This window comes from Ruegeria sp. AE3 (assembly GCF_056542225.1).
Window position 1 is genome coordinate 119,741 of record NZ_JBQFZL010000007.1, and the last position, 21,565, is coordinate 141,305.

Below are 21,565 nucleotides of genomic sequence, written 5' to 3' on the forward strand. Positions count from 1 at the left end.
AATGCACGACGATGACGAAGACAGTGAAAGCTGATTACTTGTGCGTGCGGACCCGAATAACCACACGGTCGGGTGCGAGGCGATAGCCATGCCATGGGAGATTTTCGATCAGCTCCTCAGGCTTGTCGACCACCACAGCAGAGGACTCGAACCTTTTCGCGAGCGTTCTATGCGCATTCTGCACTCGTCGCCTCACGGCTTCATCTGACTGAACGCCCAATTTCTTGGCAAGTTCTCCCGCTTGGGTACATGGATAGTCCATCGGATCGAGCCCTTCACCAACAGAACGGAGCCACTCTTCAGCCAAAATGATCAATAGATCCACTGTGGCGTTTTTCTTAAGCTCAACACGTTGATCGATCACAACTAAGCGGGAGGTTTTGTCGATTTCTATGGTCAGCGGTGGTTGCTCTTTCTCGTTTTTTTTAACTGACGCAGCAGGCACTGCCGGCAAGGTTAAGCCACTCTGCATCTCACCATATAGCCTTGGCAAACTCTGTTCAGGGAACTCACTGGGTGACTTGCTTTCGAGAGTTCTGCGCATCACCGATGTGACAGCCTTTCCATGACGGTTCAGCAAATCTGCGATCATCGACATGGCTGTGCCCGGCGGATTGTCGAGGTGATTGACCGCATCCAACACAACGGGGAAATTTCGGATCAGTGCTTCTGCCGTGGCGTTTTCAAACAACACTGCATTGCGCACATAGGACAACGCCATCTCCCGGTCGATCCCTTTCAGTCGAGCGTCCGACATCAAGTCCATGCGATACGCATCTTCAGTGTCAAAACGTTCAAGCCCGATTGAAAGTATCGCGAACCGCCGATCGATACACTGCGAACAGCGCCCACAATGGAAGTATTGATGGGTTTGGTTGTGTACATCAGCGCAGCTGCGCGTCTTTACAATCTGGTCTGCCATCCCCAGTTGCGCAATGCGTTCAACGACTTCTGCTTTTGTCCGCGCGAAGAACGGATTGTCGACACGCATGTCATCTTCAAAAACAAGGCGCAGCAGTCCCGTGAACAGCTTCAGTGTCTTTGGGTGTGTCGTTCGCGTCGCTCGTGTACCAATGACGTTGCCAACGGGCGGTAGGTTGAGGCTCACAACCCCGTTTTCATGGAACGACACGCGGTCCAGTCCGAAGGCCGTTGCAGTGATCGACCCAAGTACCGCAAACAAGAATGAGCGTGTACGATGGGTTCTCTCCGCAGTTGATCGGCCGCTCAACTGAGCGGTCATAGGAATGTGGCGGCACGTATCCGCTCCGTACTTTTTGCTCAATTCGGAGATCAGCCGTTTCTGGACCGGCGCAATTTTCGTGGAAGAGGCATGACTGACTAGAGCCACCCGATGCTTCTGTTCCACGATTTCCTCAATGGCCCCGGCAAAGGAGTCGAGTCCGCCGGAGAACATCAGGACGCGCTGCGGCTGCCATGAACTCTCAGTACCAAATTTGAAGAAGCGCGTTCGCTCCGCTTCCGGGTCGTCTTTTGTTGAGAAGGAGAACTCAAAGCGGTCTCCCGAGAGAAACATCAATGTTTCTTCCAGCGCCTGCTTCACTCTAACTTCGCTCCAGAACTCAGGATCGCGCACGGGCATGCTCGCGACGAAACGCCTGTGCCATTTCTCCCCCATGTTCTGATCGGCCAGCCCGCCGCGACTGACGGCGGAATCAGCGCAATAAACAAGCGCGGCAATCTCCAACAGATCGAGCGCACGATCCTGTAGCCCCTCGACCAACTGACGGTTCAATTGTCCAATCCGCAGCGTCATTGCGACTTCGCGGCCAGCAATGTCGAGGCGCAGGACTTCATCACCGCCGCTTTTCGTCAGAGACGGCAGCCATTTGACTTCAACTTCAGGCAACGGCGCGACGGCGCCCAAACTCCGAGCGCATCTTTTTGAACGCGTAAGCTGTGAACTTGTCTATTGCGTCTCGATCAAGCCCCTGCTTCTGCCAAACGGTTTTCCCGTACCAACCGCCCGCATATTCTTCGACAATTCTAGACACTTCAAATGTGTGCTGGGCGAGGGCTTGTTGAAATGCCACTCGCTGTGCATCGGTGGAAAAGCGTCGATCCTCGCCAGTGTGATTGGCCAGTTCCCGGCTCAAATAGTAGTCTAGAGAGCGGTATGTCAGCCGAGCAAAGAAATCCCGCGCGAGTCTCGCAAAAGCATCGCCCGAGGCGAAGCTCGCGAGTGCTTGGCGAATTTCTTGCGGTGTCGGTTCAAACAGGGATGGCAACCGGTCGTGCAGCTGAACGGAAAGGCTTTCCAAGAGTGCGGCCTTGGCCAGTTCTCCTGCATCTGAGGAACTTCGGAGATCGAAGCTCTTGCGATCAACGGCACGATCCAACTCTGCGAGCAGCCCTGGCACAGAGGCAAGCTCCGATACGTCGATACCAAGATCAGCCAGTGCGTCTTCGAAGCCAGGAGCCCTCGCAAGCAAAGGCAACCTCACAAGAAGATCACTTACGAACTGAAACCTGGGGTCACCACTCGCGCGTGAGAGATCTTTGTTTGATGCATCCGCCGCGGCCTCGGCGATCTCTTCTACAGACGCATCGGTTGCAATCAGATCAACGACCTCGCGCCACTTCCTGGACCGAGGCAAAGTACCGAGCCTGATGTGTCCCATCAGATCCTCCCTTGCCCGCAGAGTCATGCAACCCTCGGGCGAATGTAAAGGAAAAAATGGACGCACCCGCTTACCCCACGCTTACCCGAACTGAGTGCCAGGCGTGAGATCGTCTCATAAGTCTTTGAAAACAGTGGTGAGCCGTGCAGGATTCGAACCTGCGACCCACTGATTAAAAGTCAGTTGCTCTACCAACTGAGCTAACGGCCCACTCTTTTGTTGGATCTTCTCGATCCGTGGCGCTCTTTACGGCAATTTCCCAACCGGGTTCAAGCCCTTATTTTGCGCCTCGTTTCGCTGAAACAATCTGTGTTTCCAGCGACCCGATAGGCGGCCTAATTAGGCAGGTGGCGCAGGGGGGTCAACCCCTTTTTTCACGATTCTACGCGACAGGGTGGATTCATGTTCCGACCGACGTTATATCGCCGCCATGCAACAGAAACGCGATATCAGTTTGCCATTTGTTAAGATGCACGGGTTGGGCAATGACTTCGTCATTATTGATGCGCGTGCGCGGGATGCTCTGATTACCCCGGCACTGGCCCGAGGAATCGGACATCGGCATTTTGGTGTGGGATTCGATCAGCTGGCCGTAATCGAAAACGGTGCGGCCGACGCGCATCTGGTGTTCTACAATTCGGATGGATCAACTTCGGCGGCGTGTGGCAACGCCACAAGATGCATCGCGCGAATGTTGATGGATGAGACGGGCAAAACCCAACTGACGCTGACAACCGAACGTGGAACGCTTGTTGCGCAGGACGCAGGTGATGGGCTGACCTCGGTCAATATGGGTCTTCCTCAGTTGGAATGGCACGAAATTCCGTTGGCTGAAGAGATGGACACGTTGGAACTGCCAATCGAGGGTGCCCCTACAGCGACGGGTATGGGCAATCCGCACTGCACATTCTTTGTTGAAAACGCCGAGGCGATTCCGCTGGCCGAGTTCGGCGCCCGCTATGAACACCATCCTTTGTATCCCGAGCGCACCAATGTGCAGGTGGCTCAGGTCGTGGGTCCGGATCACATCCGCATGCGGGTGTGGGAACGTGGCGTGGGCATTACCCTGGCATCAGGGTCGTCATCCTGTGCAACCGCGGTGGCTGCGGCGCGGCGTGGGCTGACAGGGCGAAAGGTGCAGATTGATCTTGATGGCGGAACCCTTTGGGTTGACTGGCGCGAGGATGGCGTCTGGATGACCGGGTCAACCTGTCACGTCTTCTCGGGCACGTTGTCGCCCGAGTTTCTAGGGACGCTGGGATGAACCCGCCTAAATTCACCACATTGGGTTGCCGCCTGAACGCCTATGAAACCGAGGCGATGAAAGAGCTGTTGCAACAAGCCGGACTGACGGATGCCGTGGTGATAAACACCTGTGCCGTCACGGCTGAGGCTGTGCGCAAGGCACGGCAGGAGATCCGGAAACTTCGACGTGAAAATCCGAACGCCCGGCTGATTGTCACCGGGTGCGCTGCCCAGACAGAACCCAACACCTTCGCGCAGATGGCCGAGGTCGATGCGGTGATCGGCAACACGGAAAAGATGCGGCCAGAAACCTGGAAAGGCATGGCCGCCGACTTTATCGGCGAGACCGAGGCCGTTCAGGTCGATGACATCATGTCTGTCACCGAAACGGCCGGGCACCTGATCGACGGGTTCGGCACACGCTCACGCGCTTATGTGCAGGTTCAGAACGGGTGTGACCATCGCTGCACCTTCTGCATCATTCCCTATGGCCGGGGCAATTCGCGCAGCGTGCCTGCCGGTGTTGTGGTGGATCAGATCAAGCGGCTGGTGGATCGGGGCTATCATGAGGTGGTGCTAACCGGCGTTGACCTGACCTCATGGGGGGCCGATCTGCCTGCGCAGCCGAAACTGGGCGATCTGGTGATGCGTATTCTAAAACTGGTGCCGGACTTGGCTCGCCTGAGGATCAGTTCGATCGACTCGATCGAAGTGGACGAGAATCTGATGCAGGCCATAGCAACCGAACCACGCCTGATGCCGCATCTACACCTGTCGCTTCAGCATGGCGACGATCTGATCCTGAAGCGCATGAAACGTCGCCACCTGCGCGACGATGCCATTCGATTTACCGAAGAGGCCCGGAAACTGCGCCCCGACATGACCTTTGGTGCCGACATCATCGCAGGTTTCCCGACCGAGACCGAAGCGCATTTCGAGAACTCGCTGAAACTGGTTACCGATTGCGAACTGACCTGGCTGCATGTCTTCCCATATTCGAAACGCGAAGGCACTCCAGCAGCCCGCATCCCGCAGCAGGTGAACGGGAATCTAATCAAGGATCGCGCCGCCCGCCTGCGTGCGGCTGGGGACGTTCAGGTCAGGAAACACCTGTCAGAACAGATCGGCAAAACCCATCGGATCCTGATGGAGAACCCGCATATGGGGCGGACCGAACAATTCACCGAAGTTACGTTCAATACACCTCAGCCTGAAGGTCAGATCGTAACCGCCCGAGCCATCGGGGCGAATGATCACAGTTTGGTTGTCTGAAGGTCTGCAGCCTCACCATCTGCGGCAAACAATTCTTCCATGAATACGCTTATCAGTTGCGCACGCCCATCAACCCCGGCTTTGGCATAGATCGAGGCGGTCTGCGCGCGCACGGTTCCTACGGCCCGCCCCCGGATGCGCGCGATGTTTTCGTTATCCAGCCCTTTCAGAACCAAAAGACCCACGTCTCGCTCGGCAGCGGTGAGCCCCCAACGGTCGAAAAACGTGTTGATGACCACGCTCATTTCACCCTGCGCGGCCTGTAGGCCAAGCTTGGTCTGTTCCACCCTTGCCAGCAGGCGTCGAAGTTCAATCATGAAAAAAACAATTCCGGCAAGCAGAACAAATGCGACAAAAGCCTCAAGACTTACATGAGAAGGTCCCTCGCCTTCCTTCAAATCCAGGGCGACGTCGCCAAGGTAAAACACCACGCAAAGTACCTGAACAACGATCATTATCGACATAAGTACAGCCCGGTGAGCGTCTGCATCGCCGGGCCGCCAATAGCTTCTGATCCATTTGATCATTTGATTGACCAGTCCTCAGGTATATTCTTCCGCCCTGTTACCATAGCCTTTGCCAAAGCGACACCTGTTCGCCACTGATCGATGACAACCCCGGCAACATGCAGCAGAACAGATAGCATCAGCCAGTTGAAGGCCAGTTCGTGCAGGTCTTCGACCCATTCGACGCCAAAGAATCGAACTGTTCCCATCATGATTCCTGTCACACACAAAGCCAGCAGCGTCGCCCAGAGGTTATAGACCATAAGGGCCCCCAGAGGGTTGTGTGAAAGGTGCACGCTTTGATCACCCCGCCCCATGTCCCGCAGGTGATTAAGGGCCGCACGGGGGCTGAAAGGAAAGGCGGTGAACCTGGCAAAAGCCGGACCCGTTAACCCCCAAAGCAACCGCAACAAGACCAAAGCCAGGACAACATAGCCCACATACTCGTGGAACGCGCCCTCGGGATTGGAAATCGCCCCATTGATCAGAACGCACAGGGCTACGATCCAGTGAACCAGCCGGACCAGTGGATCCCAAACCTGAACTTCGTGGGCGCCTGTGCGCCCACGATGCATCAATTCTGTTTCAGACATTCCGGTTACTGGTCCTCAATCTTGACGACTTTGCCGCTTGCGGGGTCGACATAAACCTCGGCCAATTGACCATCCTTGACGACATAGGCTTCGATCTTGCCGTCTTCCGTCTCGATTTTGCGGACATCGAATCCCATGCCCGTCAGCGTTTGCCGAATTTCGGCCTCGGATTTTCCAAGTTCCGCATTGGGTGCAAGATCCAGCGCCAATACCGGCGTTGCAAATAGAATTGAGGCAAAAAGAATAGGAAGTTTCATTGTCGTGACTCCGTGTTTCAGACAAACGGCAATTGATCAGCCGTTGTGGCTGATGTGCGCCTGTGAAGCTGTCCAATCCATTGACCCGGCGCTTATTTCGACCAAATAAGCGCGCGCTGATGGCGGCTTGGCAAAAGAAAACCCCCGCAACCTGACGGCGCGGGGGCTGATTTAGTAAAATCCGGTAGGACGGATCGGATCAATCTTCCTTGCGGAGTTTGCCCTTGTGCGGCGCCCATAGACGCTTGTTGACCAGGTACAGCAGCACCGACAGAACGGTCAGGAAGATCACACCGACAAAGCCTGCGTTCTTGCGGTCTGTCAGCTTTGGCTCGGCTGCCCACATCAGGAATGCGGCAACGTCCTCGGCCATATGCTCGACCGTGTTCGAGTGCCCGTCTGCGAACTCGACCTGCTCGTCAGCCAGCGGAGGCGCCATCGAAATCCAGCCGCCGGGGAAGGCAGTGTTTTCATAGAGCACCGCACCCGCCTCTTCTTTTTCGTGACCGGTGTAGCCATGCAGCAAAGACGCGATGTATTCCGGTCCACCCATGCCTTTGACCAGCTGGTTGATGCCCAGGCCATAAGGCCCATGGAATCCGGCACGGGCCTTGGCCATCAGGCTCAGGTCAGGTGCGCCGACGCCGGTATTGGCCGGGAAGTGGTCGGTGGGGATCGCCGGACGGAAATCGTCCAGCTCGGGGTCGAAGACTTCGAAGTTGCCAGCCGCGTATGCGATGACTTCTTCTTCCGAGTAACCCAGCGCTTTCAGATCGCGCAGCGGCACATATTGCAGACCGTGGCAAGCCGCGCAGACCTCGGTATAGATCTGCAGGCCACGTTGCAGCTGATGCTGGTCCCAGGTGCCGAACGGGCCTTCGAACGAGAAGGCGAAATCTTCGATATGCTGCTCACCACCGCCTGCTGCAATGGAAGCAGCAGGGGTCAGGGCCAGAGCAAACGCGGCGCCGATTGCAAGTTTCTTGAACATGTTTCCGGTCCCTCTTCTTACTCGGCCGGCGTGGCGTCGGCGTCAGCCTTGCCATAATGCGCGTTGAAGTCTTCTTCGATGGTCTCGGGCTGGGCCAGAGGTTTTTCGATCACGCCGAGGATCGGCAGGATCACGAAGAAATAGGCGAACCAGTAGGCCGATGCGATCAGCGAGAAGGTCGCATAGGGTTCTTCCGCAGGCATCGCACCCAGCCACATCAGGGCAAAGAAGTCGATGATCAGCAGGTAGAACCACCATTTCAACATCGGACGGTACTTGCCGGAACGCACGCTTGATGTGTCCAGCCATGGTGCCAGCGCCATGGCCAGGATCGCGCCAAACATCGCCAGAACACCAAAGAACTTGGCGTCAACGATGCCACCGGTGATGAAGCTCGCGAACTGTACAACCCAGACCTCACCGGTAAAGGCACGCAGGATCGCGTAGAACGGCAGGAAGTACCATTCAGGCACGATGTGAGCAGGCGTAACCAGCGGGTTGGCTTCGATATAGTTGTCCGGGTGACCCAGATAGTTCGGCATGAAACCGACAACAGCCCAGAACACGACCAGGATCACGGCCAGCGCGAACAGGTCCTTGATCACGAAATACGGCCAGAACGGCAGCGTGTCTTTCTTCGCCTCGTCTTTCGAGCCGCGACGCACTTCAACACCTGTGGGGTTGTTGTTGCCGGTAGTGTGGAACGCCCAGATGTGCACCACGACCAGAGCCGCGATGATGAACGGCAGCAAATAGTGCAGCGAGAAGAAGCGGTTCAGCGTGGCGTTGTCCACCGCAGGTCCGCCCAGCAGCCAAGTCTGGATGGCATCGCCCACAAACGGAATGGCGCCAAACAGGCCGGTGATCACAGTCGCACCCCAGAAAGACATCTGACCCCATGGCAGAACATAGCCCATAAAGGCCGTGCCCATCATCATCAGGTAGATCAGCATACCGACGATCCACGTGATCTCGCGCGGGGCTTTGTATGAGCCATAGAACAAGCCGCGGAAGATGTGGATGTAGACCGCAACAAAGAACAGCGATGCGCCGTTCATGTGCAGGTAACGGATGAAGTAACCGCCATTTACGTTACGCATGATGTGTTCGATGCTGGCAAACGCCAGATCAACATGCGGCGTATAGTGCATCACCAGAATGATACCGGTGACAATTTGCAGCGCCAGGCAGAACGCCAGAACGATGCCCCAGATCCACCACCAGTTCAGGTTCTTGGGGGTTGGGATCATGAGGGTGTCATACAGCAGGCCAACAATAGGCAGGCGGCTGTTCAGCCATTTCTCGCCGTTTGTCTTCGGCTCGTAATGATCGTGGGGAATTCCGGACATAAGTTTGGGTCTCCCTTAGCCGAGTTTGATTGTGCCGTTGTCCACCCACTCTGCGGGCGGAATGGGCAAGTTCTCAGGCGCGGGGCCTTTGCGGATACGACCGGCAAGGTCGTAGTGTGAACCGTGGCAGGGGCAGAACCAGCCACCAAAGTCGCCTGCATCACCCAGAGGCACACAACCGAGGTGGGTACAAACACCCATCTGGACGACCCATGCACCCGGCGCTTCGCCTTCCGGCGACGGCATCACCCGGTTTGCGTCGGTCGCAGGGGCATCGGCGCTCAGGTTAAAGTTGCGGGCCAGCGGATCGGGCAGCGCATCAACACCTTCGGCGTCCTGTTTCTGAGCTTCCTGAATCTCTGCACCGGTGCGGTGACGGACAAAGACGGGTTTTCCCAACCATTTGACGGTCAGTTGCGTACCCGGCTCAACACCGCTCACATCCACACGGATCGAGGACAGCGCCTGAACGTCTGCCGATGGGTTCATTTGGTTGATCAGGGGCCATACGGCTGCACCCGTTGCAACGACACCTGCGCCGCCAGCGACGTAGTACAGGAAATCTCTGCGGGTGCCTTCGTGGTCTTCTGCGTGGGACACGAGGTTATCTCCGATTGTCTGGCGCCCGCGGACGGGCAAATAGCTCGCGCACCGCACGAATGCGGTGTCTTAACCGCGCTTACTATCGGGGAGAATAGTGTTCGTCCAGCGTTCATAAACGCGCAATACGCCGCATGTGTCGTTTCCAGCAGCTGCGGACGGTGTTTTTTGGTGAATCTTGCGTGCGACTTTATCGGCAACTTCGATTCATGCGCCATTGATTCGCTTACCCACCCTGTCTTCCGTCACTTGGATCAGGTATCTGGAGCCTGTCTTGGGTGCCGCTGATTTGCGCCCTAAAGTACATAATCAAGACTTCCAAACGGGGATTGTTTTCAGCAAAAACATACTCGCTAAATAGATGATTTAAGTTACAAATTGCACGCGCCTCACCTGTTGCACTTTCCGCGCGAATAAAGGACAGCGCAAAAGGCGTGCGAACTCCCGCAAGGAGACCCCAATGTCAAAGATCATTCTGGCCGCTGCCTTGTGCACAATGGCCCTGCCCTCTCAGACCTTTGCCGCGGGCGACCCCGCGAAAGGTGAGGCGATATATAACCGTTGTTCTTCGTGTCATGCGATCATCAAGGATGGTGAAGTTCTGGTCAAAGGTGGAATCACCGGCCCGAATCTGTACGGCGTCGTCGGTCGCGTGGCCGGGTCCGAAAACGATTATCGCTATGGCAGCGAGCGCCTGCCGATCGGCATGTTCACGGATGACATGATCCGTGCCGGCGAAGCGGGTCTGGTCTGGACCGAGGAAAACATCGTTGCTTATGCGCAGGATCCGATCGACTTCATCAGGGAATTTCTGGATGACGAAACTGCCCGTCCGAACATGAGCGTCAAACTCAAGACGGGTGCAGACGATATTGCCGCTTATCTGGCGACCTTCAGCCCCCAGTAAACCCGGCGCCTGATGCTGGTTAAGCCTTGTGCATCAAGGCGGCCAGCCGGGCGATTTCGCTGCCAAAGCCAGAGGACACCTGATCAGCGGCGGCATTTCGCGCACCTTCAGGTTTGTTCTGACCAAGCTTCCAGGTGCCCTGAATATCTTCAACGCGCATGCGGCACGGAACGATCATGCGCATCATCTTGTTCAGCGCGTCCGAGGACATTTTTCCCGTGACCCATGGGGCCTTGGGCAGCAGCCGCTTTTCGTAGAATGCAGATTGGCGGTCAAGTACGTCACGCAACTCGTCCTGCGGGCGTAGCTCAAGCTTTCCGATCAGGTGTACGGCGACATAATTCCATGTCGGAACCTGATCTTCGACACCGTACCAATCGGGCGAAATATATGCATCCGGCCCCTGCACCGCGATCTTTGCGCGCTGCGGTTCGTGCAGCGCACGCACGATAGGGTTCGAGCGCACAAGATGCAGGTCAGCCATTGATCCGTCTTCGGACAACAAAAACGGGACATGACTTAATAACGGGCCCTCTTCCGCAGAGAGTGCCAGAGCGCCAAACGCCCGGTCGCGGGCGAGTTCAACATGACGCGCACGATCCTCGGCGCGAAAAACGGGGTTAGGGTGCATGAGTGTCCTCCTGTCAAATCTCTTGCAGCGTCGGACAGTTCTTGGCAAGGTCCGCCTCGTTCTCAGGGCGGGGTGGAATTCCCCACCGGCGGTATGCGGGCCACGGCCCGTAAGCCCGCGAGCGGCCCCGGCTTTCGGGGTGTCAGCAGATCTGGTGAGATACCAGAGCCGACGGTTACAGTCCGGATGAAAGAGAACGTGCAAGCCGCGCCGGTAATACGGCGCGCCTGCTCGTGATCGCCTTGGGTGACGTGTCATGCCGGGCTGGCAGCGAAAAGTGGGAACCGGTTCTCGCGACTGCCAGCAGGCCACCAAACTGAAAGGAGATCATGATGACACACACCCGCTATGCTTTTGTCAAAGCCAACTGGCATTCCGATATTGTTGACCGCGCGCTCGACGGCTTCCTCGAACTAGTCCCCTCGGAACAAGTCGATGTCTACGACGTCCCCGGCGCGTTCGAGATGCCCCTGCTGGCCCGTGATCTGGCCCGGACCGGGCGCTATGCCGCCGTCGCCTGCGCTGCCTTTGTCGTTGATGGCGGCATCTACAGGCACGATTTCGTTGCGCAGGCCGTGGTCGATGGCCTGATGCGCGCCGGGCTTGATACAGGGGTTCCTGTCCTTTCGGTCTCGCTGACCCCGCACCAATATCAGGAAACTGATCATCACAATGCGATCTACCGCGACCATTTCGTACAAAAAGGGCGCGAAGCGGCTCAGGCCGCGCTGATGATCTCGGAAACCCGTGCGAAAGTCGCGCAGGCCGCCTGATCTTCATCTTTTCGAAAATACTCAAAAACGCCGCCCGACGGGTGGCGTTCAAACCGTCAACGGCCAAATCCGCTTGAGGCCGGGGGCCTTGCCCGCTAATCACGATCCGCAAAGGAGCACGCCCCATGTCGATGAACAGCTTTGGCCATCTTTTCCGCGTCACCACCTGGGGTGAAAGCCATGGGCCCGCCTTGGGCGCCACTGTCGACGGTTGCCCGCCGGGCGTTGCGATTGACGAGGCGATGATCCAGCACTGGCTGGACAAGCGCAAGCCGGGGCAAAACAAGTTCACAACGCAGCGGCGCGAACCAGATCAGGTCAAGATCCTTTCTGGCGTGTTCGAAGGCCAAACTACAGGCACGCCCGTGCAACTGATGATCGAGAACACCGATCAGCGCTCGAAAGACTACGGCGATATCATGGACAAGTTCCGTCCGGGCCACGCTGATATCACCTACTGGCAGAAATACGGCATCCGCGATTATCGCGGGGGTGGGCGCAGTTCAGCCCGGGAAACCGCGTCGCGCGTGGCCGCGGGTGGACTGGCGCGCGAGGCCATCCGGCAGATCGCGCCGAATGTGCAGATCACCGGATACATGACCCAGATCGGTCCGCACAAGATCGACCGCGCCAAATTCGACTGGGCGCAGATTGAACAGAACCCGTTCTGGGTGCCTGATGAACAGGCGGCCGGGGATTGGGCGACCTATCTGGATGACCTGCGCAAATCCGGCAATTCTGTCGGGGCCGTGGTCGAGGTTGTGGCACGCGGTGTCCCGCCAGGGCTTGGGGCGCCGATATACGCCAAGTTAGACACTGATCTTGCGGCCGCGATGATGTCGATCAACGCTGTCAAAGGTGTCGAGATCGGCGAAGGCATGGCTGCCGCCGAACTGACTGGTGAAGCCAATGCCGACGAAATCTTCATGGGTCAGGATGGCCCGCAATACAGTTCAAACCACGCAGGCGGGATTCTGGGCGGCATCTCGACCGGGCAGGACATTGTCGTGCGCTTTGCGGTCAAGCCGACCTCTTCGATCCTGACCACCCGCAAGACCATTACAAAATCCGGTGAAGAGACCGAGATCATCACAAAGGGCCGTCATGACCCCTGTGTTGGCATCCGCGCTGTCCCTGTCGGTGAGGCGATGATGGCCTGTGTTATCCTAGATCACTTGCTGCTGCACCGTGGTCAGATCGGAGAAAACCGTGGACGGATCGGCTGATCTGCGCGCGCGTTTGCGTGCTGTTGTCGCGCAACGCATGGAAACTGATCCGGCCCATGACCTGGCCCATCTGGATCGTGTTTGGACCAATGCTCAGGCCATTGCAGGCGCTCAGGCGGACATCCCCGTCCTGTTGGCAGCCTGTTATCTTCATGATCTGGTCAACCTACCCAAGAATGACCCGAAACGACAGTTTGCCTCACGTCAGTCAGCGACTGAATCAGGGCCTATTCTGGCAAAACTGGGCTTTTCCGACGATCAGGTTCAGGCCGCGCAACATGCGATCGCGGCCCATAGCTTCTCGGCCAACATCCCACCCGAAACGCTGGAGGCCCGGATTCTGCGGGATGCGGATCGCCTTGACGCCTTGGGTGCCATCGGGATTGCGCGCACATTTTCTGTATCGGGTGCTTTGGGGCGTGTTCTCTATGATCCGGCTGATCCATTCGCAGAGGCGCGCCCGCTGGACGATCTGCGGTATTCGATTGATCACTGGAAGGTCAAACTGCTGACCCTGCCGGACGACATGCTGACGGATGCAGGCAAGCAGATCGCGCAAGCAAGGGCGGGCCGAATGTTTCAGTTCCTTGAGGCTTTTGCAGCGGAAATCGGCGCATCGGTACCGAACTCGTGGACCATCACCTGATCCACCCCGTTGATCTTTTTTCTGCAAAGGCGCAGGGTCGCGCCGATGACAAAACCCTTAACATCGCATCGACCTTTGCTGGCTGTAGCGCTGAAGCTTGGCGCGCTGTTCCTGTTCACGTCGATGTCAGCCTTAGTCAAAGCCTTATCTGACGAATTCCCACCGGGCCAATTGGTGTTCTTCCGGTCCCTATTTGCTATTCCGGTCATCATTCTGTGGCTGATCGCGCGCCGAGAGCTGGCGCAAGGCTTTGTCGTCAAGAAACCCATGGGTCATTTCTGGCGCGGTGTTCTGGGGACCAGCGCCATGGGGTTGACATTCACTGGCCTTAGCCTGTTGCCTCTGCCCGAAGTTACCGCAATCGGTTATGCCACCCCGATTTTCACCCTGATTTTGGCCGCCGTGATGCTGGGCGAGCGCATCCGCATGATTCGCATCGGTGCCGTGGCACTTGGGCTGCTGGGCGTGATGATCATGATCTGGCCCCGGCTTGGCAGCACTCAGATGGAAACGGCTGCAACTATCGGAGCTCTGTGTGTACTGGGCGCGACTTTTGCCCGGGCCTTTGTGCAGATCCACATCCGCCAACTGGTCAAGGTCGATCACCCTGCTGCAATCGTGTTCTATTTCTCGCTGACCGCGACGTTGCTTTCGGCCCTGACGGCGATCTGGGGATGGACAATGCCAACTCTGACTCAGGCTCTAATACTGATCACCATGGGGTTGATTGGCGGAGTTGCGCAGATTTTGGTCACGTCCTCGTATCGCTTTGGACAGGCATCGATGCTGGCACCTTATGACTATGCAACAATGCTCTTTGCGATTGTGATCGGTTATTTCGTGTTTGATGAATTGCCTACCGTTGCGATCCTGATCGGGGCCGCATTGGTGATCGCAGGCAATGTTGTTGTGATCTGGCGCGAACACCAGCTGGGGCTTGAGCGTGGCAAGGCGCGTTCTGTCACAGACCCCAAAGCGTGACTTTACCTTTTGCATTCTTTCCCTAGGTTGGGCCGGACAATCAATGAGGTTCCCCAATGAGCGACGCACAGGATCACAAGGAAAAGATGCAAAAGGTGCAGGCCCAGCACCGCAAGAAAGTGTCCGAGGCCGTTGATCCCGAACGCGGCCTTGTTCTGATCAATACCGGGAAGGGCAAAGGCAAGTCGTCTGCGGCCTTTGGCGTGGTCATCCGCGCGCTTGGTTGGGGTCAGAAGGTTGCCGTGGTTCAGTTCATCAAGGGCAAGTGGAAAACCGGCGAGCGTCGTTTCTTCGAAGAACGTGATCTGGTCACCTGGCACACGATGGGCGAGGGGTTTACCTGGGATACACAGGACCGCGAGCGTGACATTGCAGCCGCCAATGCCGCCTTCGACAAGGCTTGCGCCCTTATGGCAAGTGGCGAATACGATCTGGTGGTTCTGGACGAGATCAACATCGCGCTTCGCTATGAATATCTCTCGGTCGAGCAGGTGATAGACGGGCTGAACGCGCGTTCGGACAAGACGAGTGTGTTCCTGACAGGCCGCGACGCACCGCTGGCGCTGCGTGATTATGCAGATCTGGTCACCGAGATGACCGAAGAAAAGCATCCGTTCCAGGCGAGAATCAAGGCCCAGCGCGGGGTGGATTTCTGAACCTTGCAACAGCGCAGCCCGTATTGCTGCGCAGTTATCCTCTGCCGCTTAGCACAGTTTCAAAGATATATCGCAACGACTTGCGTTGGTGGACGGTGTCTTGTGCCCGGGCTTCTTCAGCGGTTGCGGTGTCCCGGTTCTGGCGATCAGCATAGGCGCAATAGTCGCCTTCGCAACAGTTGCACCCGCACGCAACCAGCGCATCATGTCGGGCCATGATTTCGTCAAGCGTGTCTGTCATCTGTGACCTCACCCCGCACTGGGATAAATCTGATGAATTCAGTCAGCTTTTTCAAGTAAATTCGCCCGACCGGTCGATACACTTCTCTGCTCTGAGCCGCCGATTTCTAAAACAGGCAGCTCAGCTTTTTCGGCAGTATTTGGACAAAGTTGCCAATGCAGAGGCACAGCGCTCAGGCAGCGACTTCCTGCTCGGGCGCGCTGAGCGAGATGACGAGAACCACAGCCGCACCGTTCAGCCAGTAGAACGCCGCATCCAATCCTGAAAACCCCAGTACACTAGGTGCAAACAGAAAGGTGATGCCGACAATAAGGTCCACGGCCAAGTGAAATTTGTAGGGTAGAACGCGCCAAATTCCCAAGTGATGGTCGGTCAGAACCGTCAGGACAAAGGCGGCGACGCCAGTGACAACCGAAAGCCACAGCGCCAGCGGGTTGGACTGACCCAATCCCAGCAGGAATGGCAGTGTCATCAGGGCAATGGCAACCGGGTAGTCCAGATACGCGTGGACAGAGCGGGTAACGAAACGCACGGACATAAGATTTTCCTCTTTTCAATCAGTGATGAAAGAAAGATAGAAAGCCTGACCCGAACGCTGAATTCTTGATCGTTTCAAAAATCTTGCAGATCGTACAGAATATTCGGCGTTTTAGTGCATGGACCTGTATGCGGCTGGTGACAAGCCGACCTGCTTCTTGAAAACGCGGGAAAACGCGGCCTCAGAGGCATATCCAACTTCGGCTGCTGCATCTGCGACGTTCCATCGTGCCTCTGTAAGGCCATGGCACGCAATCTGCATGCGCCAGTCGGTGAGGTATTGCATCGGCGTCGTGCCCATCTTCTGGGCAAACAACTGAGAAAAGGCCGTGCGCGACATGCCGGATTCACGCGCCAGTGTCGCAACACTCCAGTCTTGCGCTGGCGCTTGGTGGAACGCCGTCAATGCGCGTGAGATGCGTGTATCCGCAAAGCCCGCAAGGGCGGTGTCCTGAGGGCTTTGCCGTTCCAGGTAGGTTCGGATCGCCTGCGCAAACAGAACTTCGGACAGCTTCAGGGCAATCAGATCGCCGCCAATACGGGCCCCGGACACTTCGGATCCGATCATGCGCAGGGTCGATTCCATCCACGATCCGGCCTCTTCGCCATAATTCTCGATCAGAATGTAGGGCGGCAGGCGGTCGATCAGCATATGCCCAGAGCCTTTTCGTCCTGCTGGGCCGGTGAAAGAAAAATGACCGCAGATCAGTTGTGTGTCCCGGTCCTCGTCTGCACCGCCATAGACAAGAACGCCGTCGCCCTTGTAGCCGGCAATCTCAAGTACCTGTTCCAGAGGAAGCGCATCCAGTGGCCTGACCTCGGCACACAACAACGCATGTGGCGCCCCATGAGGGATCAGGATCAGGTCCCCCTGCCGCAACCGCAACGTTTCCCCGGTGGATGAGACATGGACCTTGAGTTCACCCCGTTGGACAAAATGAAACCGCGCGACGTTTTCGAATTCCGGCACCTGAATACCAAATGGTGGTGTGAACGAGGTGCGGAAGTAGAACGTGCCACGCAGGGACAGACGGGTGAGAATATCGCTGAGTAAATCCAACATGTGTCGAAGATACGGGAATTGACCCGATCGTCCAGATCACGGAACGCTTTGCACGACAATTTGCACGATCTGCAACAAAAACCCCGCCGAAGCGGGGTTTTGCAAGTTATTACGAGCGGACCAGCTTTTCGTAATCTTCTGCGATTTCGCGGGTCAGGTCGCCGACTTCGAAAGTGTAATCGCCGATTTGCCCGACCGGAGTGACCTCGGCCGCGGTTCCGGTCAGCCAGCACTGTTCGAAATCAGCCATTTCTTCGGGCTTGATGCGTCGCTCATGCACAGTGATGCCTTTATCCTTCATCATCTGAATGACGGTTTGGCGGGTAATGCCGTTCAAGAAGCAATCCGCCAGCGGGGTGTGAACCTCTCCATCCTTGACGAAGAACACGTTGGCACCTGTTGCTTCGGCCACATAACCACGCCAGTCCATGAACAGCGCGTCCGAGCATCCCTTGGCTTCGGCCTTGTGCTTGGAAATGGTGCAGATCATGTAAAGGCCCGCAGCCTTGGCGTGAACCGGGATGGTTTCCGGGCTGGGGCGTTTCCATTCGGCGATGTCCAGTTTTGCGCCCTGCATCTTGGCGTCGCCATAGTAGGCACCCCAAGGCCAGACCGCGACGGCCATCCGTACCGGGTTGCGGGCCGACGCCACGCCCATGTCTTCGCCAGACCCGCGCCAGACCAATGCGCGGACATAGGCATCCTGAAGGCCACTGGCTTTCAGGGTCTCTTCCTTGGCTGCTTCAATCTGATCGACAGAATAAGGCATCGGCATGTCCAGTGCCTCGGCGCTGGCGATAAGACGTTCGGAATGTTCGCGGCTTTTGAAGATCTTGCCGCTATAAGCGCGTTCCCCCTCGAACACGGATGAGGCATAGTGCATCGCGTGGGTCAGAATATGCACATTGGCATCGCGCCAGGGCACCAGCTTGCCATCCATCCAGATGACACCGTCACGATCATCATACCCTGCCATGCGAAACCTCCTGAACCGGGTTAAATTTCCGATTGTTGCGCTACTTAGGTCCGATGCGGACACAATGTTGCGCAAAAACTGCGATTCGATACCTCTCTGCCCTTGGAATGTCAATAACGCTGACATAAAGTCGAACCCGAGTAACGAATGAGGCATGATATGTCCGAAATCCGCCCGGCCCCGCGATATGGGGGCGAAAGCCTGTTGTTTTTGACGGATGAACAATTGCGGCAGGGGATCGAGGCAATGTTCTTCGCCTATCGCGGCTTTACCGCGGATCCCGATCGTATCCTGTCCGAAATGGCCTATGGCCGCGCCCATCACCGCGCGATCCATTTTATCAATCGCGCCCCGGGCACCACGGTGAACAACTTGCTGGCGATCCTCGGGGTTACAAAACAGTCTCTGAACAGGGTCCTTCGGACGTTGATCGAGGATGGTCTGGTGGAAAGCCGGGTCGGAACCGTGGACAAACGCGAACGGCATCTATTTCTGACGGAAAAGGGCGAAACGTTGGAGGCCACGTTGTCAGATGCGCAACGAACAAGAATGCGCGCGGCCTTCAAGGATGCCGGTCCGGAGGCCGTGGCCGGGTTTCGCAAAGTGCTTGAAGCAATGATGGATGCTGATATGCGTCATGCCTATACGAAATTGCGGGATACGACATCATGAGCGAAATAGATGCACATTTGCTGATTGTTGATGATGACGAACGCATTCGCGATCTACTCAAGAAATTCCTGATGCGAAACGGGTTTCTGGTGACGGCGGCACGGGATGCGGCCCATGCGCGGCGGGTTTTGTCGGGGTTGGATTTCGACATGATCGTCATGGATGTGATGATGCCGGGCGAAGATGGCGTCAGTCTGACCAGGTCGCTGCGTGACACTCATACGACGCCGATCCTGTTACTAACCGCCAAGGGCGAGACCGAGCATCGGATTGCAGGGCTTGAAGCCGGGGCGGATGATTATCTCGCCAAACCTTTCGAGCCGAAAGAGCTGCTACTGCGGATCAATGCGATTCTGCGCCGGATGCCGGAAACCCCGGCCGAGGAAACAGCGGCGAAGATCCTGCATCTCGGCCCCATCCGGTATGACATTGAACGCGGTGAAATGTGGCAGGGCGAAAGGCCAGTCCGCCTGACCGCGACCGAAAGCCAGCTGATGAAAATCTTTTCGGCCCAACCTGGTGAGCCAATCAGCCGCGCAAAACTGGTGGAAGATCTGGGCCGGGATAAAGGACAGGCACAGGAACGTGCGGTGGACGTGCAGATCACCCGCCTGCGCCGGAAGATCGAACAGGACCCGAAACAGCCCCGGTATCTGCAGACAGTCCGGGGCGCGGGCTATATGCTGGCGCCCGATTGAATGAGCCGCTGTGCGGCGATTTATGCCTTCGGCGAGGATATTTTAGCCAGATGAAGATGGGATCCCGATGAAAACCGCCCTTTTGACACATGCCGATTGCCTTGGACATGTCACACCGCAGGGTCATCCGGAACAGGTGGCGCGGCTGGAGCATATCCTGCACGCGCTTGAAGGACTTGACCTGAAGCGCGTGACCGCTCCACTGGCGGCAGACGATGATTTGCTGCGTGTTCATCCCGAAAGCCATATCCGAGACATCAGATCGTCGCGCCCTACTGACGGGTTTGCGCAAATCGACGGGGACACCTTCATGTCACCGGGTTCCGTGGATGCGGCCTATCGTGCGGCTGGTGCGGCGGTACGGGCCGTTGATCTGGTTTTGGGCGGTGAGGCGCCGAACGCCTTTTGTGCCATTCGTCCACCGGGGCACCACGCCGAAGCCGAGAAAGCCATGGGGTTCTGCCTGTTTGGCAATGCGGCGCTGGCTGCGAAACATGCGCTGGATTACCACGGGCTGAAGCGGGTCGCAGTGGTCGATTTCGATGTACATCATGGCAACGGCACGCAGGACCTGCTGTGGGATGAAGATCGGGCCCTGGTGATCACGAGCCAGCAGATGCCGTTATGGCCCGGATCGGGCCGCCCGGACGAGACAGGCGCTTACGATAACGTTCTGAATATCCCGCTGGCCCCGGGCAGCGGCGGGGCTGAGATGCGATCCGCCTATGAAACGCAGGCCTTTCCACGCTTGCGGGCGTTCCGGCCGGAACTGATCATCATCTCGGCCGGGTTCGATGCGCACCTGGACGATCCGCTGGCCAACCTGAACTGGTCGACCGGCGATTTCGCCTGGATCACGGCAGAGCTGTGCGGGATAGCCGATGAGGTGTGTCAGCGCCGTATCGTCTCGACTCTGGAGGGCGGGTATGATCTGAACGCACTGGCCGAGGCGGCACGCGCCCATGTGGAAGAACTGATGAAGGCAGCACGATGACCGATACCCCAGTTGAGCAGATGACATTCGAGCAGGCCATGAAAGAGCTTGAGGCCGTGGTTGGCCAGCTTGAGCGCGGCGACGTGGCGCTGGATCAGTCGATTGCGCTGTATGAACGCGGGGCCGCTTTGAAAAAGCGTTGCGAGGACGAGTTGAAGCGGGCCGAGGAAAAAGTGGCCGCGATCACTCTGGACGCGAATGGCCAACCGACCGGGACAACACCTGTCGAAGGTCAGTAAATGTTTCAGGAAAGACTGGCGCAGGACGCGGCGTGTCTTCAGGATCATTTTGACCTGACAATGGGCGCGCTGGCCGATCTGGATGTGACACGGGCAATGGCCTATGCCACCCGTGGCGGTAAACGGCTGCGCGGCTTTCTGGTTCTGGAAAGTGCGCGCCTGCACCAAATCAACGAGTCCCGCGCGATCTGGCCCGCGACCGCAATCGAGGCCCTTCACGCCTATTCTCTGGTTCACGACGATCTGCCTTGTATGGATGACGACGATCTTCGGCGCGGACGCCCCACGGTTCATGTGAAATGGGACGAAGGCACGGCCGTACTTGCCGGGGACGCGCTGCAGACACTGGCCTTTGAGCTGTGCACCCGGCCCGAGGTTGGAGATGCAGACGTTCGCGCTGATCTGGCACTGACACTGGCCAGGGCAAGCGGTGCGCAAGGTATGGTTTTGGGGCAGGCGCTTGATATCGCAGCAGAAACCGCTTCTGAGCCTCTGACATTGAATGCGATAACACGGCTTCAGGGCGGCAAAACGGGCGCTTTGATCGAATGGTCCGCCTGTGCGGGTGCGCGTCTGGCAAAAGCGGATCCAGAGCCCTTGCGCCAATATGCCCGGGCCCTTGGTCTTGCTTTTCAGATTGCAGACGACATCCTTGATGTTGAAGGTGATGCGTCAAAGGCAGGCAAACGTCTTCAGAAAGATGCGGATGCGGGAAAGGCCACTTTCGTATCTCTTCTGGGTTTGGATGCTGCCAGAACCCGTGCCAGTGAACTTGTTGATCAGGCCTGTGCCGCACTGGACGGGTATGGCCCGACGGCAGAAACCTTGAAGGAAGCCGCTCGCTTCGTTATTGCCCGGGACAGCTAAGCC

General features: G+C 57.2%; 26 protein-coding genes, 1 tRNA gene and 1 riboswitch. Of the genes, 13 read left to right on the forward strand and 14 right to left on the reverse strand.

What is annotated here, in order from left to right:
• Window positions 1-34: 34 nt before the first annotated feature.
• The 3 genes from ACR0NZ_RS14025 to ACR0NZ_RS14035 all read right to left on the reverse strand — a co-directional run bounded on the left by ACR0NZ_RS14025 (window position 35) and on the right by ACR0NZ_RS14035 (window position 2,852).
• Window positions 35-1,888 (reverse strand): 7-cyano-7-deazaguanine synthase, encoded by a 1,854-nt coding sequence (locus ACR0NZ_RS14025; RefSeq protein ID WP_480519662.1) that lies wholly within the window; start codon window positions 1,886-1,888, stop codon window positions 35-37.
• The gene (locus ACR0NZ_RS14030; protein ID WP_480519664.1) at window positions 1,863-2,642 is read right to left on the reverse strand and encodes a hypothetical protein; all 780 of its coding nucleotides are present in this window, start codon (window positions 2,640-2,642) and stop codon (window positions 1,863-1,865) included. The genes ACR0NZ_RS14025 and ACR0NZ_RS14030 overlap by 26 nt, the downstream gene beginning before the upstream one ends.
• 134 nt (window positions 2,643-2,776) lie before the next feature.
• A tRNA-Lys gene (locus ACR0NZ_RS14035) sits at window positions 2,777-2,852 on the reverse strand.
• Between the two features lie 220 nt (window positions 2,853-3,072).
• Here ACR0NZ_RS14035 and dapF point away from each other — a divergent pair.
• Together dapF and mtaB are read left to right on the forward strand one after the other, a co-directional pair.
• Window positions 3,073-3,906, forward strand: a complete 834-nt coding sequence (gene dapF, locus ACR0NZ_RS14040; protein ID WP_480519666.1) for a diaminopimelate epimerase — start codon at window positions 3,073-3,075, stop codon at window positions 3,904-3,906.
• Window positions 3,903-5,159 (forward strand): tRNA (N(6)-L-threonylcarbamoyladenosine(37)-C(2))-methylthiotransferase MtaB, encoded by a 1,257-nt coding sequence (mtaB, locus tag ACR0NZ_RS14045; protein WP_480519668.1) that lies wholly within the window; start codon window positions 3,903-3,905, stop codon window positions 5,157-5,159. Before dapF ends, mtaB begins: the two co-directional genes overlap by 4 nt.
• On the opposite strand, the gene ACR0NZ_RS14050 is transcribed toward mtaB, so the two are convergent.
• From ACR0NZ_RS14050 to petA, 6 genes are all read right to left on the reverse strand, one after another.
• Window positions 5,141-5,686: a helix-turn-helix transcriptional regulator gene (locus tag ACR0NZ_RS14050; RefSeq protein ID WP_480519670.1), complete on the reverse strand. Its 546-nt coding sequence runs from the start codon at window positions 5,684-5,686 to the stop codon at window positions 5,141-5,143. The genes mtaB and ACR0NZ_RS14050 overlap by 19 nt on opposite strands.
• The gene (locus ACR0NZ_RS14055) at window positions 5,683-6,258 is read right to left on the reverse strand and encodes a cytochrome b/b6 domain-containing protein (protein ID WP_480519672.1); all 576 of its coding nucleotides are present in this window, start codon (window positions 6,256-6,258) and stop codon (window positions 5,683-5,685) included. Before ACR0NZ_RS14055 ends, ACR0NZ_RS14050 begins: the two co-directional genes overlap by 4 nt.
• A 5-nt stretch (window positions 6,259-6,263) precedes the next feature.
• Window positions 6,264-6,515, reverse strand: a complete 252-nt coding sequence (locus ACR0NZ_RS14060) for a PepSY domain-containing protein (protein ID WP_480519674.1) — start codon at window positions 6,513-6,515, stop codon at window positions 6,264-6,266.
• A 199-nt stretch (window positions 6,516-6,714) separates the two neighbouring features.
• On the reverse strand, window positions 6,715-7,506 hold the full coding sequence (locus ACR0NZ_RS14065; RefSeq protein WP_480474560.1) for a cytochrome c1: 792 nt from the start codon (window positions 7,504-7,506) through the stop codon (window positions 6,715-6,717).
• A gap of 17 nt (window positions 7,507-7,523) precedes the next feature.
• On the reverse strand, window positions 7,524-8,855 hold the full coding sequence (gene petB / locus ACR0NZ_RS14070) for a cytochrome b (RefSeq protein WP_209506969.1): 1,332 nt from the start codon (window positions 8,853-8,855) through the stop codon (window positions 7,524-7,526).
• A gap of 15 nt (window positions 8,856-8,870) precedes the next feature.
• The gene (petA, locus tag ACR0NZ_RS14075; protein ID WP_267363183.1) at window positions 8,871-9,455 is read right to left on the reverse strand and encodes a ubiquinol-cytochrome c reductase iron-sulfur subunit; all 585 of its coding nucleotides are present in this window, start codon (window positions 9,453-9,455) and stop codon (window positions 8,871-8,873) included.
• Between the two features lie 460 nt (window positions 9,456-9,915).
• On the opposite strand from petA, the gene ACR0NZ_RS14080 reads away from it, so the two are divergent.
• Window positions 9,916-10,362 carry a c-type cytochrome gene (locus ACR0NZ_RS14080; RefSeq protein WP_480519676.1) on the forward strand — a complete coding sequence of 149 codons (447 nt, stop codon included), beginning with the start codon at window positions 9,916-9,918 and terminating at the stop codon, window positions 10,360-10,362.
• 19 nt (window positions 10,363-10,381) lie between these two features.
• Here the strand turns inward: ACR0NZ_RS14080 and ACR0NZ_RS14085 are convergent, their stop codons facing one another.
• Window positions 10,382-10,993, reverse strand: a complete 612-nt coding sequence (locus ACR0NZ_RS14085; RefSeq protein WP_480519678.1) for an FMN-binding negative transcriptional regulator — start codon at window positions 10,991-10,993, stop codon at window positions 10,382-10,384.
• A 54-nt stretch (window positions 10,994-11,047) separates the two neighbouring features.
• Window positions 11,048-11,195: riboswitch (FMN riboswitch) on the forward strand.
• Window positions 11,196-11,325: 130 nt separating this feature from the next.
• On the opposite strand from ACR0NZ_RS14085, the gene ACR0NZ_RS14090 reads away from it, so the two are divergent.
• From ACR0NZ_RS14090 to cobO, 5 genes are all read left to right on the forward strand, one after another.
• Window positions 11,326-11,766, forward strand: coding sequence for a 6,7-dimethyl-8-ribityllumazine synthase (locus ACR0NZ_RS14090; protein WP_480494934.1), 441 nt, complete (start codon window positions 11,326-11,328; stop codon window positions 11,764-11,766).
• A 125-nt stretch (window positions 11,767-11,891) separates the two neighbouring features.
• Entirely contained in the window at window positions 11,892-12,992 is a 1,101-nt protein-coding gene (gene aroC, locus ACR0NZ_RS14095; protein ID WP_480519680.1) for a chorismate synthase, read from the forward strand.
• Window positions 12,976-13,638, forward strand: coding sequence for an HD domain-containing protein (locus tag ACR0NZ_RS14100; RefSeq protein ID WP_480519682.1), 663 nt, complete (start codon window positions 12,976-12,978; stop codon window positions 13,636-13,638). Before aroC ends, ACR0NZ_RS14100 begins: the two co-directional genes overlap by 17 nt.
• Before the next feature lie 45 nt (window positions 13,639-13,683).
• On the forward strand, window positions 13,684-14,619 hold the full coding sequence (locus ACR0NZ_RS14105; RefSeq protein ID WP_480474571.1) for a DMT family transporter: 936 nt from the start codon (window positions 13,684-13,686) through the stop codon (window positions 14,617-14,619).
• A 56-nt stretch (window positions 14,620-14,675) separates the two neighbouring features.
• Window positions 14,676-15,275, forward strand: a complete 600-nt coding sequence (gene cobO / locus ACR0NZ_RS14110) for a cob(I)yrinic acid a,c-diamide adenosyltransferase (RefSeq protein ID WP_480519685.1) — start codon at window positions 14,676-14,678, stop codon at window positions 15,273-15,275.
• Between the two features lie 34 nt (window positions 15,276-15,309).
• Here the strand turns inward: cobO and ACR0NZ_RS14115 are convergent, their stop codons facing one another.
• The 4 genes from ACR0NZ_RS14115 to ACR0NZ_RS14130 all read right to left on the reverse strand — a co-directional run bounded on the left by ACR0NZ_RS14115 (window position 15,310) and on the right by ACR0NZ_RS14130 (window position 18,092).
• Entirely contained in the window at window positions 15,310-15,516 is a 207-nt protein-coding gene (locus tag ACR0NZ_RS14115) for a hypothetical protein (RefSeq protein WP_480519687.1), read from the reverse strand.
• Between the two features lie 172 nt (window positions 15,517-15,688).
• On the reverse strand, window positions 15,689-16,054 hold the full coding sequence (locus tag ACR0NZ_RS14120; protein WP_480519689.1) for an SPW repeat domain-containing protein: 366 nt from the start codon (window positions 16,052-16,054) through the stop codon (window positions 15,689-15,691).
• Window positions 16,055-16,165: 111 nt separating this feature from the next.
• The gene (locus ACR0NZ_RS14125; protein ID WP_480519691.1) at window positions 16,166-17,116 is read right to left on the reverse strand and encodes an AraC family transcriptional regulator; all 951 of its coding nucleotides are present in this window, start codon (window positions 17,114-17,116) and stop codon (window positions 16,166-16,168) included.
• 109 nt (window positions 17,117-17,225) lie between these two features.
• On the reverse strand, window positions 17,226-18,092 hold the full coding sequence (locus ACR0NZ_RS14130; RefSeq protein ID WP_480519693.1) for a branched-chain amino acid aminotransferase: 867 nt from the start codon (window positions 18,090-18,092) through the stop codon (window positions 17,226-17,228).
• A 159-nt stretch (window positions 18,093-18,251) separates the two neighbouring features.
• Here ACR0NZ_RS14130 and ACR0NZ_RS14135 point away from each other — a divergent pair, with 159 nt between their 5' ends.
• The 5 genes from ACR0NZ_RS14135 (at window position 18,252) to ACR0NZ_RS14155 (ending at window position 21,562) form a co-directional block, all read left to right on the forward strand.
• Entirely contained in the window at window positions 18,252-18,764 is a 513-nt protein-coding gene (locus ACR0NZ_RS14135; protein WP_480474579.1) for a MarR family winged helix-turn-helix transcriptional regulator, read from the forward strand.
• Entirely contained in the window at window positions 18,761-19,462 is a 702-nt protein-coding gene (locus ACR0NZ_RS14140) for a response regulator (protein ID WP_480474581.1), read from the forward strand. The genes ACR0NZ_RS14135 and ACR0NZ_RS14140 overlap by 4 nt, the downstream gene beginning before the upstream one ends.
• Window positions 19,463-19,529: 67 nt before the next feature.
• Complete coding sequence (locus ACR0NZ_RS14145) at window positions 19,530-20,456, forward strand: histone deacetylase family protein (protein WP_480519695.1); 927 nt, start codon at window positions 19,530-19,532, stop codon at window positions 20,454-20,456.
• The gene (locus tag ACR0NZ_RS14150) at window positions 20,453-20,695 is read left to right on the forward strand and encodes an exodeoxyribonuclease VII small subunit (RefSeq protein ID WP_120634800.1); all 243 of its coding nucleotides are present in this window, start codon (window positions 20,453-20,455) and stop codon (window positions 20,693-20,695) included. The genes ACR0NZ_RS14145 and ACR0NZ_RS14150 overlap by 4 nt, the downstream gene beginning before the upstream one ends.
• Entirely contained in the window at window positions 20,696-21,562 is an 867-nt protein-coding gene (locus ACR0NZ_RS14155) for a polyprenyl synthetase family protein (protein WP_480519697.1), read from the forward strand.
• Window positions 21,563-21,565: the final 3 nt, after the last annotated feature.